The organism is Polynucleobacter tropicus (assembly GCF_013307225.1).
Lineage (GTDB): Bacteria > Pseudomonadota > Gammaproteobacteria > Burkholderiales > Burkholderiaceae > Polynucleobacter > Polynucleobacter tropicus.
Window position 1 is genome coordinate 340,808 of the sequence record NZ_CP028942.1, and the last position, 14,289, is coordinate 355,096.

Genomic DNA, 14,289 nt, shown 5'->3' on the forward strand with positions numbered 1-14,289 from the left:
CGAAGTATCTTGAAGTATTTATTAGGCGCTAATGGTAGTGCGTTTATCGCGCCAACTGTTCTGCGTTGTCACGCTAAACAAATCAAATTGCTTTAAGGCAACATCAGTCTTTTGATCTGGACGTAGTGCAAAGCTATCAAAACCAACACGGGCACCTTGCAATAATTGATCGATTAATACATCGCCAATGGCGCGGATTTCCCCAGTCCACTGCAAACGATTGCGCAATAGTGCGGCAGTACTAAAGCTTCTACCGTCTCTAAAAATCGGAAAGTGTGCTGCGACTAGTGGCCATACCTTCTTGCCAGCTTCAATCAACTCGGCATGTTTCAAAATATCAATATCAGCCGCAAACCACACGCCAATTTGACCTTGTTTTGCTTTAGCGACTACATCGGCTTCATTGTGATGCTCTATCCACCAAGTAAATGGCACGAGTATTTTGTGAAGAGAAGAGTGGCCCGGCTCGATATCTGGCAAGCCACCTTCATCTTGACTACCGCCCCAAATTAACCATTCATTGGGGGATAGATTGGGCTTTTGATCTTTAGGAAAATGCAAAATTTGATCATGACTTGCAATATTGTTACTTGTTGGAATCGTTGCATTAGTCATGATGCATCTCCCGCAGTTTGAGCTTTCTCTTCTTTGGCTCTTTTATTCTGATAGGCAGCTTCTTTGAAGGGGGTAATACCTAATCTGTTGTAGGTCTTGATAAAGGATTCACCATCCTGGCGCTGCGCTACATAAGTATTAATGATGTTCGTCATGACATCGGGAATTTCATCGGCGTAGAAAGAGGGTCCGATGACTTTGCCTATAGCAGCATCATTACCTTGCTCGCCACCTAAGGTGATTTGATACCACTCTTCACCATCTTTATCGACACCTAAGACGCCAATATTGCCGACATGGTGATGACCGCAAGAGTTAATGCACCCAGAAATATTGAGTGAGATGTCGCCCAAATCAAATAAGTAATCCAAGTCATCAAAGCGTTCTTGAATGGCTTTAGCAATCGGTAGTGATTTGGCATTTGCTAAGGAGCAGAAGTCTCCACCTGGGCAGGCGATGATGTCAGTGAGCAAACCAATATTTGGTAGCGCTACTTTTTGCTTTTTCGCTTCTTGCCAAAGTGCGTATAGCTTGCCTTGTTCAACATCAGCCAAGACTAGGTTTTGTTCATGAGTTGCGCGTAATTCACCAAAACTATATTGATCTGCTAAATCAGCAATTGCTAACATTTGTGCAGTAGTGGCATCACCAGGGGCTACTGAGCCATGTGGTTTGAGTGACAAAATCACGCTGGCATAACCAGGCACTTGATGGCCTTTGACATTGCGCTCAAGCCATCTTGCAAACGCTGCCTTTTCTGTATCGCTTGCCTGGTTAACGATTTCTTCATTGGAGAGTGTTGTCAGGCTCTTGTAAGCTGGCTTTGTAAAGTGCTTTGCAACGCGATCCCACTCGGCCTGAGTAAAGTTATCATCACCATTTTTGATATGAGCCCATTCACCTTCAACTTGGCGTGCGAACTCTTCGGGCCCAAGTGCTTTGACTAAGATCTTGATGCGAGCCTTATAGAGATTGTCTCGTCGGCCAAAACGGTTATACACGCGCAATAGTGCGGTAAGGTAACTTGGCAGTAGCTGCCACGGCAAATTCTGCTTGATCAGCGAGCCTAGAATTGGGGTGCGACCCATGCCACCACCGGCATAGATGTCTGCAGTTAGTCCATTGCTTAGTTCGCCATTATGAATATCTTTGCTCTTTTTGAGTTCAATGCCCACATCATGACAAAGCAAAATGGTGCGATCTTCTTTGGCGCCATTAATCGCAAATTTAAATTTGCGTGGCAAGTGTGCAAACTCAGGGTGTAATGTTGACCATTGACGTAGTAATTCACAAATAGGGCGTGGATCTACGTATTCATCGCCAGCAACCCCAGCAAAAGCATCGCTGGTGATATTGCGAATGCAATTACCAGAAGTTTGAATGGCATGCATTTCTACCTTGGCAAGTTCGGCCAAAATATCTGGTGTGTCTTCTAGGGTGACCCAGTTGTATTGGATGTTTTGTCGAGTCGTGAAGTGACCATAACCGCGGTCATATTTTTCAGCAATGTGCGCCATTGTGCGCAATTGCTTCGAATTAAATAACCCATACGGAATTGCCACTCGCAGCATGTAAGCATGGCGTTGGTGGTAGAGACCATTTTGCAGTCTCAAAGGGCGAAATTCTTCTTCGGCCAGACTGCCATCTAAGCGTCTGGCAACTTGATCTCTAAATTGTGCAACCCGTTGATTTACAAGGGTTTGGTCAATATGGTCGTATTTATACATAGCTCACGATTGTCACGGATTTTCTTTATTCTCTCAAATACTCAAATATTGGTTCTTTATATGAAAATAGATATAAAGAAGACTGGTATATTTCAATTTCCACAGTTTTTCTTGCTTTGAATTGGTATTTTGATTTTAAGTCTAAGGGAATTTTGGGAAATCAGTCCTGGTGCCAAAATTAAAACTACATCCCCAGAAACCCCCAAAGACTCTTCAGCACAAGCCCTTTTGTCCAATAAGGGGCATTTAAAGTATCGGCCGGATATTGATGGCCTACGCGCGCTGGCGATCCTTTTTGTTGTCATTTATCACGCATTCCCCAGCGTGATACCTGGTGGCTTTATTGGTGTGGATATCTTTTTTGTTATTTCTGGATTTTTGATATCAACAATTATCTATACACAACTAGCATCAAATCGTTTTAGTTTTGTTGGGTTTTATATAAGACGTATTAAGCGGATTTTTCCTGCACTATTTGTAGTTCTTGCCTTTTGCTTTGCATTTGGCTGGTTCAATTTATTGGCTGATGAATTTTCACAACTGGGCTTACATATTGCTGGCGGCGCAGGTTTTATTGCTAACCTTGTGCTGTGGAATGAAAGCGGATATTTTGATAATGCTTCTGATACGAAGCCGCTCCTGCATTTATGGTCTCTTGGGATTGAGGAACAGTTTTACTTCTTTTGGCCAATTCTGATTTGTCTTGCATGGAGGAAAAAAATAAATCTTCTCTGGGTGGGATTGATTGTTGGTGTCATCTCATTCGCTATCAATGTATATGAGGTGCATCATCAATTGCATTTCACTGCAGCCTTTTATTCTCCGGTTACTCGTTTTTGGGAATTAATGATCGGGGCGATTCTGGCCTACATTGCGCTTAATCAAAAAACAATGCTGGATCGATTGAAGGCATCCAATATATCCTTGAGCCAAGCCAGAATCAATCATTGGATTTCAATCGGTGGCGCTGTATTTTTGCTTGTTGGAATTTTTCAAATCAACAAAAATTCCCCTTTTCCAGGTTTTTTGGCTTTGTTGCCAACCCTGGGGGCCGCTTTGCTGATTGCTGCTGGTGAACGCGCTTGGCTCAATCGCGTTGTTTTATCAAACCGCCTCTTAGTGTGGATTGGTCTGATTAGCTTCCCTCTGTATTTATGGCATTGGCCATTACTTTCCTTTGCTCATATCTTGCAGGGCAAGATGCCTTCAGCAGAGATTCGTTCTTTAGTGCTTCTGACATCCATTGTTTTGTCTGCTCTTACTTATTACTGCATTGAAAAGCCAATACGGACAAATCAATTTAACAAATTAAAAGCATCAATATTGTTGGTTCTCTTAATAGTTATTGGTTACATTGGGTTCAATACCTACCAACGGGATGGGCTGACATTTAGACTCAATCAGATTCAGTTTAGGCTGCCACCGATTTTGCAGGCTTTATCAGTTAAAGATCCATCGGCATCAGGTCTGGATATTGGGCCTCCGAAAATAGATTGTTCTTTGTCAAAATTGGGGGCTCCTGCAGGTGCGATTTGTTTTACCAAAGAAGAGTTGCAAAAGCCAGCGCTATTTTTATGGGGCGACTCCTATGCCGCGCATTTGCTTATTGGATATGAAGAGCGTTTTGCTAGTCAATATCGTATCTCTCGCCTTGGGTATAACGGCTGTCCACCTATTATGGGAATGGAGCTTCCGAATCGCAAGAATTGCACCGTAGGAAATGAGCAAATCTTCGAGCGTATTTTGCAGCAGCGCCCCGCTAAATTGGTGATTGCGGCCAATTGGACTGACTATGATTGGCAACAAGTTGAAGCTACACTGATCAAGCTAAAGCAGGCTGGTATTGAAGAAATTGATTTGATTGGTCCGGCCCCCGTGTGGAGCGATGGGCTTTATAAGCAGCTTTACCTTAAATATCTAGCAGATCGAGATTCTAATATTCCCTATCGCATGTGGTTTGGTTTAAGCAAAGAGAGGGATTTTTTGGTGATTGATCAAGCCATGGAAAAGATGGCTGAAAAGATTCATGTCCGCTATATTTCAATTGCAAAAATATTGTGCAATAGCGAAGGATGCATTACCCGCTTTGGGGATACAAGCGCTTCTCTGGAGGCTATTGATGCTGGCCACTTTACGAAAACAACGTCCCGTTACGTTGTCTCACATTTCCCGGGGAAGTGAGTTGTATAGGGGGCAGTAGTTGCCCCATGATTTTCAGGGCTCCTTGTCACTAAATCTACGATTACGATTCAATATTTGCTGGAGAGTGCTTTCAGAATATGCTTTACTAGCAGAAGTAATCAAAAGCATCAAAATCAATAAAAATATACAAAACATCAGTACACACTGGGAGACGATATGAAAAGAGTGCGAGTAATTGGTTTGGCCTTTGGGTTGGGCATTGGTTTGTTGAGTGGCGTTAATGCATTGGCTGCCGATGCCTCAAAGGCGCCATTACCACTTAGTTCAGGATCGGGATTTAACCAAGAGGGATTGAAGAAGATAGATGCTTTCTTCGCAGATCAGATCGCCAATAACCAATTGCCAGGGGCAGTGTTGGCGGTAGCTAAAAATGGCAAGCTGGCAATTTTTAAGCCTTATGGTTATCTTGATAAAGCCAACAATAAAACAATGACCACGGATGCCGTGTTTAATTTGGCATCAATGACCAAGGTGATGGCATCGGTTGGTGCACTAACGTTTTATGAAGAAGGTAAGTTGCCACTGAACGCCCCAATATCCAATTGGTTACCACAGTTTAAGGATATGAAAGTCGGCAAGGTGGATGCCGATGGCAATTTGACTACCGTGCCTGCAAAAAATCCCATCACCGTGCAGGATTTGATGCGCCACACCAATGGCCTTACTTATGGTGGTCGTGGATCAACACCAGTGCATAAGCTCTATCCAGCGGGATCCGCTCCAGCAGCAATGCAATATAACGCTACAGAGTTTGTGGATAAATTAGCGAGCAATGCATTGTTATATGAGCCAGGTACAGCTTGGGATTATGGCTTTGGTATTGATGTGCTCGGCATTATTGAAGAAAAAATTTCTGGCAAGTCTTTGGGTAGTGTGCTGCAAGAGCGCGTATGGAACAAAGTTGGCATGCCCAGCACGACATTTGATGTGGCAGAAAAAGATCGCGCAAGATTAGCTCAGCCATTGCCGGTTGATCCGATGACTGGTAAGTCACAAAAGGTCGACATTCTGACGCAAAAAGTGAAGTTTGATTGCGGTGGTTCATGCGCATTTTCAACTGCAGGAGATTATGTGCGTTTTGGTCAGATGCTGCTTAATGGCGGAAGCTTAGATGGCAAGAGAGTGCTGGGGCCGCAAACAGTTGCATTCATGACTGCAAACCATTTAAACAAGGATATTAAAAATAATGTCGGCTTAACTGAGCCTGGTCGAGTGGGTTATGGCTTTGGTTTGGGCGTGGCGGTGCGTATGGAGCGCGGCCTCTCTGCTATTAATGGCAATGTTGGAGATTTCACCTGGAATGGCGCCAATGGAACTATTTTTTGGGTAGACCCTAAAGAGCAAATGGTGGTTGTAATGATGGCAGTAGCTCCGGGAGAAATTCGCAAGGTGCATCGAGAGAAGCTGAACGCATTAATTTATGGAGCATTAGATAAATAATGAAAAAGCCCCGATGAGTCGGGGCTTTTTGTTTGTATTGCTGCATTTCAGATTGCTGGCTAGCCTTACAGGCCATATTCGCGATAGTGCCTATATAAATTGGCAATTGACGCAAATCCTAAGGTGACGATTAACACTGCAAACAGATAGTCAGTAGTGAGATAGTTAAAGACCTTCAGGTGTATGAGGATGGTTGCAGTAAGAAAGATGCCGATTGATCCGAACGCTACGAGTTTAAAGTTTGGAATAAAGGCGCCTAAGGTAATTGCAATGAATACCAGATAGAGATCTGAAACCAATTGATCTGCAGTAACAAAGATCGAGTTTGTTAATTCGGGATTGGTAAATTTGCCCAAGATGGCAATCACCAAAATGCTGGCCAGGATAGAAAAGTTAAGCCTTGCCTCAATCAGGATGGTTTTGAGTTGATTATTCATTATGGCAGTCGTAGATTAGGCGCCGTTACCGTTAAAGACAAGGCTCATTCCGAGCCATAAGAGAATAAAGGCAGCCAAAACAGTCAAGCCAAGCTTCTTGAGGAAATATTCAAGACTATTCATGTAAGTTTCATCATCGCGACCAAACCATGCATCAAAGCGCTTCCATACCAGGCGACCAACCACAAGGGGTAGTAGCATCGCAACAATGCCTAAGATGACGGTAAGGGTGGTATTCATATGAGGAGTGCTTCCTTGGTTTGCGGATCTGAAAAGCTAAAGAATACCCTTTTTGTCTTACGCCCCTCTTGGACTCTCTTGTTTGCATACACGAGGCTTTGGATTTAGGTTTTTGTGGGCGTTTGTTGATACAGTAGAGGCTCTTGTCATTTTGTAGTCTTTATTAAACTAAAAAGCAAAAAACTAGAAAGCGAAAAAATATGACCGAATTAAATGCGGCACAAATAAACGAGATTCGCAGCAATGTCATGGGTGCCGCGGCCAAGGTTCCTGGAGCGCTCATTGGTCTTGGTGTTTTATTCATCATTTTGGGTATGATTGGCGTTGCTGGTCAGGTGATTTTCTCTCTGGTAACCGTTAACATTTTGGGTATCTTCTTGTTTGCGGGCGGCTTATTGCAAGCAATACATGCATTTAAATCTGCTGGATGGAAGAGCGTTAGCGTTCAGCTGATTTTTGCTATTTTGTATATCGCAGCTGCAATTTATGTATGGGCATTTCCGATTCCAGCGCTAGAAGCAATCACTTTATGGCTTGCGGCAATTTTCTTTGTGACTGGATTTTTGCGTTTAGTTTCTGCGTTTCAGCATCGCCATTTTGCTGAATGGTTCTGGCTTGCATTGTCTGCAGCCATTTCTATCTTGATGGGTGTTCTGATTATGAGCAGCTTCCCATCATCGAGCTTATGGTTGCCCGGCCTCTTGATCGCAATCGAGTTGTTATTGCAGGGTTGGTCCTTGTTGTTCCTGGGCTTTGCGGCACGCTCGCTGACCAAATGATCGCGTAAGCAACTACGAACATACTGACAAATAAAGAGCAGCAGCTATGGCAATGAAGAAGACCGATTTATATAAGAACTTAGCTCTGCTGACTGCTTAACGTATGAAAAATGCCGCCAAGACGCCAAAGCCAGGAATGGCTGAGGCTCATGCAAAGACAAGGAAAGAGCTGGCAGAGGCAAACCCACTTCTAGCATCTTTAATGGGCAAAGATAAATCTAAGTCTAAGTAGTGCAGTCAAAAAACCATTTTCTTCTCGTCGATTTCTTAAAGACCTTCGCAGCTTTAACAATCATTCTTCATCATTTTTCCAGTTATGGACAAATTGCTGAGGATGCGAGGTCGGCGCTCCCGGGTCTGATGAATTGGTTGTTTGAGTATGGTCGCTATGCTGTACAGATATTTTTGGTGATGGGTGGTTATCTAGCCGCCCAATCACTTACCCGTGCTAATGATTTAAAAAATTCTCGAACTGTTCTTAAGACGATTTTCAATCGCTACCTGCGTTTATTTGCCCCTTATGTTGTTGCGCTGATTATCACTATTGCTTGTGCTTGGGCGGCGCGCTTTTGGGTCCACGATGAGTTCGTTGGTGAATCAGAAACTTTAGGTCAATTCTTGGCACATTTGTTTTTCTTGCAGGGTATCTTGGGCTTGGATTCTATTTCTGCAGGGGTTTGGTATGTAGCGATTGATTGGCAGCTCTATGCCATTTTGGCAATCATGCTTTCGATGTTTCCGGGGTATCGCTCGCTGATGTGGATTCTGACGGTGATGTGTGTTACCTCATTATTATTTTTTAACCGCTCTGGAGAGTATGAAAACTACTTTATTTACTTTATCGGCGCTTATGGCTTAGGAGTATTGGCTCAGCTTTGCAAAAGCTATCCCGATCCAACGGTGAATCGTGTTGCCAGAATTCTTTTTGTCTTGATTGGATTGGCAATTCTGGCCTCAAGTTTGCATCAAGTATGGATAAGAAATATCTTGGCCTATGTGGTTGCCATTGGGTTGATCCTGTGGGGTGACTGGGCCTATAAAGACCAAAAGCACGCTAGACCGCATCGTCTTGTAAATGCAATTTTGTGGGGTAGTAGACGATCGTATTGCGCTTTTCTGATTCACTTCTCATTAGTTTTGCTCGCCAATACTCTATATATTGCTTGGGGTATTAATCAACAGCACGACGGTGCAGTAGCAATCGCTTTAATGTGTGCTGCAATCGTAGCAAGTTGGATGGCGGCAACTTTGCTCTATCGCCGGGTCGAGGTGCCATCCCGCAACTTAAAACTTTAGAGCCCCATTTCCTTTAAAACGCGAAAGATCTCCCGGTAGGCCTTTGGCGGTTTGTTTTGCTCTTTCTCTTTACGGGCATTGCGAATCAGTGTGCGCATATTCTGAATATCCATGTCTGGATATTGCTCGATCATTTTGGTGAATGCTTCATCGTTAGCAATTAGACGATCGCGATAGCTTTCCAGAAAATGCAGTTTCGCTGTTTCTGCTTTGCTCACCCCTTGAATTGCATCAAGACGTTTCTGAATTGCATCGAGCTCCTCATCATCTAAAGCACGCATAAGCTTGCCTAGATATTGTTTATGCCGGCGAATGGCTTCAAAACTTTTAATTCTGTTGGTTTCCGCTACAGCGTTTTTGATGGTTTCATCCAAAGGAATGGTTTTTAGTGCATCGCTGCTCAAAGCAGCTAGAACCTCAGCCAATTTCTGACGTTCCGTCATTTGGCGCTTCAATTCAGACTTGCTTGGTCCTTCATCGGCTTCATCAAGTTTGGGGGTGCGATTCTTCTCGTTTAAATGCATGCCTCTATTTTAGACGGGTATTCGGATAGGTCGCGGACTTATCCTGTTGATTTGTATATAGACCCAAACGAAGTGTTTGGTAAATAATAGAGTGATTAATAAAGCAATACATATCGATCAATCTTGAGACTATGACTCAAACAAGTAATTACGACTACATCATCATTGGGGCAGGTAGTGCCGGCTGCATGCTAGCCAAGCGCCTGACTGAAAACCCAAACAAGAAGGTGTTACTCATTGAGGCGGGAAAGAGTGATAACTACATATGGATTCATATTCCGGTTGGTTATCTATATTGCATTGATAACCCGAGAGCAGACTGGCGCTTTAAGACAGTTGCCGAAAAGGGTCTAAATGGCCGTTCATTGCTTTACCCTCGTGGTCGTGTGCTCGGTGGTTGCTCATCAATTAATGGCATGATTTATATGCGTGGCCAAGTGGGCGACTATGAATCTTGGGTGCAGGCGACTGGTGATGATGCATGGTCTTGGAAGAATGCGCTCAAGCGCTACAAATCTTTTGAGGATTATCACAGCGTCGCAAATCAATGGCATAGCAAGGGTGGCGAGTGGACTGTTTCCAAGCAGCGTCTGCGTTGGCCGATCATGGATCGCTTTAAAGATGCGGCCGTAGAAGCAGGTATTCCCGCATCAGATGACTTTAACCGTGGTGATAACTTCGGCGTGGGTTACTTTGATGTGAGTCAGCGTAAGGGTTGGCGCCTCAATACATCAAAGGCATTCTTAAAAGACGCCATGAAGCGCAATAATTTAACAGTGGTTACTGAAGCAGTGGTGACCAAGCTCAAGATTGATCCCAATTCTAAAAATTGTTACGGAGTTGAGTATCGAAAGAATGGTGCTATATGCGAATCAATCATCACCCAAAATGGTGAAGTGATATTAAGTGCTGGTGCGATTGGTAGTGTGCAGATTTTGGAGCGATCAGGCATTGGGGCCGCGGCTCATCTGAATAAGTTGGGTATTCCGGTGGTTGCGGATCTACCTGGAGTTGGCGAAAACCTCCAGGATCATTTGCAATTGCGTATAGTTTACAAAGTCAATGGCATTAAGACACTAAACACCAAAGCCAATTCTCTTTTTGGAAAACTGATGATTGGTTTGGAGTATCTTCTCAAGCGCTCAGGCCCCATGTCGATGGCCCCTTCACAGTTAGGTGCTTTTGCGTATAGCTCACCAGAGCAAAAGAGCGCCAATGTGGAATACCATGTGCAGCCTTTATCACTTGAGCGTTTTGGTGAAGATCTGCATTCGTTTAACGCGTTTACAGCAAGCGTGTGTAATTTGCGACCAACATCGCGCGGCAGCGTGCATATTGCATCGACTGATCCTGAAGTCCCACCCAACATCAACCCAAATTATTTATCGACAGATGAAGACCGCAAAGTTGCGGCAGAGTCTTTGCGCTTAACACGCAATATTGTTCGTCAACCTGCACTTGCGCCCTATAGTCCCGAAGAGTACAAGCCAGGAATGCAATATCAATCTGATGATGACTTGGTGAAGGCGGCCGGTGATATTGGCACAACGATTTTTCATCCAGTGGGCACCTGCAAAATGGGGCGCGCTGATGATCCTATGGCAGTGCTAGATTCTGAGTTGAGGGTGAGGGGCGTTGCTCATCTGCGCGTAGTGGATGCATCTGCTATGCCAGTCATTACCTCTGGCAATACGGCAGCCCCAACCATGATGATTGCGGAGCGCGCCGCAGAATTGCTGACGCGTGAATAGTCCCTCTTCAAAATTCCAGCAAGTGCAAAAGCATTATCAATTGCCACTGAGTCACTTGCTGCTGGCTTTGGCCATTGTTGCGGTATGGGGAACCAACTTTGTAGTAATTAAGATTTCATTGGCAAGTTTTCCACCATTTGTATTTGCAGCGCTGCGTTACATCTTCGCATTCTTGCCAGCAGCTTTCTTGTTACCAAGGCCAAAGATCTCTTGGGTAAATCTGTGTGTTTATGGTGTCGCAGTTGGGGTAGGTCAATTCGGTATTTTGTATTTCGCAATTGACGGCAATATTTCTCCAGGTCTAGCTTCTTTGGTGATCCAGACGCAGGTCTTTTTTACGATTGGCTTTGCCATGCTCTTTGCTAAAGAGCGGCTAAAGTTGTATCAGACGATTGCGGTGGCAGTAGCCATAACTGGGCTTAGCATTATTGCGGCGCACACGGATGCCACTACAACTGCCTTAGGTTTGGCTTTGGTTGTCTTTTCAGGATTTTCTTGGGGTGTTGCTAATACCGCCAGTCGCCGAGCAGGTGCAATCAATATGCTTGCCTATGTAGTTTGGGCCAGTCTCTATGCAATTCCTCCGCTAGTGTTTATGGCAGTAATCTTTGAAGGCGGTTGGGCTGTTATTGGCCAATCTTTTATTAATGCACCAATAGGCGCCTGGTTGGGTGTCTTATGGCAATCTTGGGGCAATACTTTATTTGGCTATGGCGCTTGGGCATGGCTTTTATCAAAGCATCCTGCAGCAGTTGTTGCTCCAGCCCCTCTATTGGTACCCATCTTTGGGATGGGGGCATCTGCTTATTTCTTGGGCGAGCCACTCCCCCCATGGAAGATCGAGGCTGCAGGGTTAGTAATCACTGGCTTAATGGTGAATTTGTTTTGGCCAAATATTCGCAATAGATTGGCAAAATAAAGTCCTCTATAAGACTGAAAAAATAGCTAATGTAAAACCCTAATACAAAGCCCTTTTTTTGCTATTGCAATAACAGTAAGATAATTCTTCGTTATATGTAGTGCCTATAAAAAAGTTTTATTTCAATAGTATTTTTTTAGTCATGGAGACTTTATGAAGATTCGTCATCACATTTTTGCAGTTGCTGCTTCTGCAATTCTTGCAACCGGCGCATATGCTGCCGATATTAAGTTAGGTGTATCAGGTCCATTTACTGGTGGTTCATCTTCAATGGGCGTGAGCATGCGTGATGGCGTGCGACTTGCTGCAAAAGAAATTAATGCTGCTGGCGGTATTAATGGCAATAAAATTGTGTTGATCGAGCGCGATGATGAAGCGAAAAACGAGCGTGGCGTACAAATTGCACAAGAATTGATTAACAACGAGAAGGTTGTTGCTACTCTTGGTTACATCAATACTGGCGTGGCTTTGGCTTCACAGCGTTTTTATCAAGATGCCAAGATTCCAGTAATGAATAACGTTGCTACCGGATCTATTATTACTAAGCAATTCCCAAATGCAGCCGAGAACTATGTTTTCCGTAATGCCGCTGCTGACAATATCCAGGCGCCAATGGTTGCTAAGGAAGCGGTAGAAAAGCGTGGCTTGAAGAAAGTGGCGATTTTGGCTGACTCAACCAACTATGGTCAGTTGGGTCGTGAAGACTTAGAAAAAGCCTTGAAGACATATGGTGTAACACCTGTTGCTGTTGAGAAATTCAACATTGGTGACGTTGATATGACTTCTCAGTTACTGAAGGCTAAGAATGCTGGCGCTGAAGTAATTTTGACTTACGCAATTGGACCAGAGTTAGCGCAAATTGCTAACGGTATGGCTAAGTTGGGTTGGAAAAAGCCAATGATCGGTAGCTGGACTTTATCTATGGCTAGCTTTATCGATACTGCTGGTAAGAATGGTGACGGTGCAACCATGCCGCAAACTTACATCCAGTCTCCATCAACAACTGCCAAGCGTAAGGCATTCCAAGAGGCCTACTTGAAAGAGTTCAAGCCAAAGAACAACAATATCGCTTCTCCAGTGTCTGCTGCTCAAGGTTACGACTCTGTTTACCTCTTGGCAGCAGCAATTAAGCAAGCTAACAGCACTGAGGGACCAAAGATTTTGGCAGCTTTGCAAGATCTCAAGACCCCAGTTGATGGCGTTGTTATTACTTATAACAAGCCATTCTCTGCAACTGACCATGAGGCTATCAAGGCTAAAGATGTTGTTATGGGCGTAGTTGAAAACGGCCGTGTTGAGTTCTTGAATGCTGAGGACGCAAAGCCAAAGAAAAAGTAATTTAATTACTTCCGCAGTAGCATCTTTGTTTCTTCTGCACTGCAACATTTGTACTGACAAAGCGCCGCCCAAAAAGCGGCGTTTTGCTTACAATGACGGATTCTTTAATAAAAAGTATTAAAAAATAATTAGGCCAATTTTATGGAAATGCTTGCACAAATCCTCTCGAGCGGCATAGCGGTGGGGATGATCTACGCGGTCATCGCTTTCGGCTTTCAGCTCACATTTGCTACATCTGGCACATTGAACTTCGGTCAGGGTGAAGCCTTGATGTTAGGTGCGCTTGTCGGCTTAACTTGTGTGGATACGTTTGGTATGAACTACTGGGTAATGATTCCAGTAGTGTGCTTATTCGGTATGTTGCAAGGTAGTTTCGTTGAGTTAATCGGCGTACGTCCTGCGATCAAAATTAAATCCGAGTTTGGTTGGATTATGTCGACGATTGCGCTGGGTATTATTTTCAAAAACGTCGCAGAAAATATTTGGGGTCGTGATGCATTGCCATTCCCAGCTCCGTTACCAATGGAGCCAATGAATTTCCTCGGCGCAAACATTCTTCCAATGGAAATTTTGGTTGTAGTTGGTGCTTTGGTAATGATGTTATTGGTTGAATTTTTCAACCGCAAAACAATTTACGGTAAAGCGGTTGTAGCAACTGCAAATGACCGTGATGCAGCTGGCCTCATGGGCATCAATACGAGCATGGTAATTACCTTCTCTTATGCCTTATCTTCTTTAACTGCAGCGTTTGCTGGCGTTTTGATTGCGCCGTTAACTTTGACTGGCGCAACTATGGGTGGCGCGCTTGGTTTGAAGGCATTCGCAGTGGCAATTATTGGCGGTCTTTCAAGCGGTCTTGGCATTATTGTCGGCGGCTTAATTTTAGGAATTGTGGAAACCGCAACTGGTTTCTATGTATCGACTGGCTATAAAGATGTGCCAGGTTTGATTTTGTTATTGCTTGTATTGGCATACAAACCGTCTGGTCTCTTCGGTAAATCTGCAATTAAGAAAGTTTAAT

Annotated in this window: 14 protein-coding genes; 9 read left to right on the plus strand and 5 right to left on the minus strand. The window is 44.0% G+C overall.

What is annotated here, in order from left to right:
* Window positions 1–21 precede the first annotated feature (21 nt).
* Window positions 22–615, minus strand: a complete 594-nt coding sequence (locus DCO17_RS01815) for a DUF934 domain-containing protein (protein ID WP_173955115.1) — start codon at window positions 613–615, stop codon at window positions 22–24.
* Window positions 612–2,342: a nitrite/sulfite reductase gene (locus tag DCO17_RS01820; RefSeq protein WP_173955116.1), complete on the minus strand. Its 1,731-nt coding sequence runs from the start codon at window positions 2,340–2,342 to the stop codon at window positions 612–614. Before DCO17_RS01820 ends, DCO17_RS01815 begins: the two co-directional genes overlap by 4 nt.
* A 129-nt stretch (window positions 2,343–2,471) precedes the next feature.
* Here DCO17_RS01820 and DCO17_RS01825 point away from each other — a divergent pair, with 129 nt between their 5' ends.
* Together DCO17_RS01825 and DCO17_RS01830 are read left to right on the plus strand one after the other, a co-directional pair.
* Window positions 2,472–4,523: an acyltransferase family protein gene (locus DCO17_RS01825; protein ID WP_173955117.1), complete on the plus strand. Its 2,052-nt coding sequence runs from the start codon at window positions 2,472–2,474 to the stop codon at window positions 4,521–4,523.
* A 177-nt stretch (window positions 4,524–4,700) separates the two neighbouring features.
* Window positions 4,701–5,984, plus strand: a complete 1,284-nt coding sequence (locus DCO17_RS01830) for a serine hydrolase domain-containing protein (protein WP_173955118.1) — start codon at window positions 4,701–4,703, stop codon at window positions 5,982–5,984.
* A 65-nt stretch (window positions 5,985–6,049) separates the two neighbouring features.
* Here DCO17_RS01830 and DCO17_RS01835 read toward each other — a convergent pair whose 3' ends face one another.
* Together DCO17_RS01835 and DCO17_RS01840 are read right to left on the minus strand one after the other, a co-directional pair.
* Window positions 6,050–6,421 (minus strand): hypothetical protein, encoded by a 372-nt coding sequence (locus tag DCO17_RS01835; protein WP_173955119.1) that lies wholly within the window; start codon window positions 6,419–6,421, stop codon window positions 6,050–6,052.
* A 15-nt stretch (window positions 6,422–6,436) separates the two neighbouring features.
* Complete coding sequence (locus DCO17_RS01840) at window positions 6,437–6,661, minus strand: hypothetical protein (protein ID WP_173955120.1); 225 nt, start codon at window positions 6,659–6,661, stop codon at window positions 6,437–6,439.
* 200 nt (window positions 6,662–6,861) lie between these two features.
* Between DCO17_RS01840 and DCO17_RS01845 the strand changes: the two genes are divergently transcribed.
* From DCO17_RS01845 to DCO17_RS01850, 3 genes are all read left to right on the plus strand, one after another.
* Entirely contained in the window at window positions 6,862–7,440 is a 579-nt protein-coding gene (locus tag DCO17_RS01845; RefSeq protein ID WP_173955121.1) for an HdeD family acid-resistance protein, read from the plus strand.
* A gap of 103 nt (window positions 7,441–7,543) precedes the next feature.
* Window positions 7,544–7,672, plus strand: coding sequence for a hypothetical protein (locus DCO17_RS10530; RefSeq protein WP_302479829.1), 129 nt, complete (start codon window positions 7,544–7,546; stop codon window positions 7,670–7,672).
* Window positions 7,672–8,736: an acyltransferase family protein gene (locus DCO17_RS01850; protein WP_173955122.1), complete on the plus strand. Its 1,065-nt coding sequence runs from the start codon at window positions 7,672–7,674 to the stop codon at window positions 8,734–8,736. Before DCO17_RS10530 ends, DCO17_RS01850 begins: the two co-directional genes overlap by 1 nt.
* Here DCO17_RS01850 and yjgA read toward each other — a convergent pair.
* A complete protein-coding gene (gene yjgA / locus DCO17_RS01855) occupies window positions 8,733–9,260 on the minus strand; it encodes a ribosome biogenesis factor YjgA (protein WP_173955123.1) in 528 nt (175 codons plus the stop codon). The genes DCO17_RS01850 and yjgA overlap by 4 nt on opposite strands.
* Before the next feature lie 131 nt (window positions 9,261–9,391).
* Here yjgA and DCO17_RS01860 point away from each other — a divergent pair, with 131 nt between their 5' ends.
* The 4 genes from DCO17_RS01860 to DCO17_RS01875 all read left to right on the plus strand — a co-directional run bounded on the left by DCO17_RS01860 (window position 9,392) and on the right by DCO17_RS01875 (window position 14,288).
* Complete coding sequence (locus tag DCO17_RS01860; protein WP_173955124.1) at window positions 9,392–11,011, plus strand: GMC family oxidoreductase; 1,620 nt, start codon at window positions 9,392–9,394, stop codon at window positions 11,009–11,011.
* Window positions 11,012–11,051: 40 nt separating this feature from the next.
* On the plus strand, window positions 11,052–11,930 hold the full coding sequence (locus tag DCO17_RS01865) for an EamA family transporter (protein ID WP_217425454.1): 879 nt from the start codon (window positions 11,052–11,054) through the stop codon (window positions 11,928–11,930).
* 153 nt (window positions 11,931–12,083) lie between these two features.
* Window positions 12,084–13,268, plus strand: a complete 1,185-nt coding sequence (locus DCO17_RS01870) for an ABC transporter substrate-binding protein (RefSeq protein ID WP_173955125.1) — start codon at window positions 12,084–12,086, stop codon at window positions 13,266–13,268.
* A gap of 141 nt (window positions 13,269–13,409) precedes the next feature.
* Window positions 13,410–14,288 carry a branched-chain amino acid ABC transporter permease gene (locus DCO17_RS01875; protein ID WP_173955126.1) on the plus strand — a complete coding sequence of 293 codons (879 nt, stop codon included), beginning with the start codon at window positions 13,410–13,412 and terminating at the stop codon, window positions 14,286–14,288.
* Window position 14,289 lies beyond the last annotated feature (1 nt).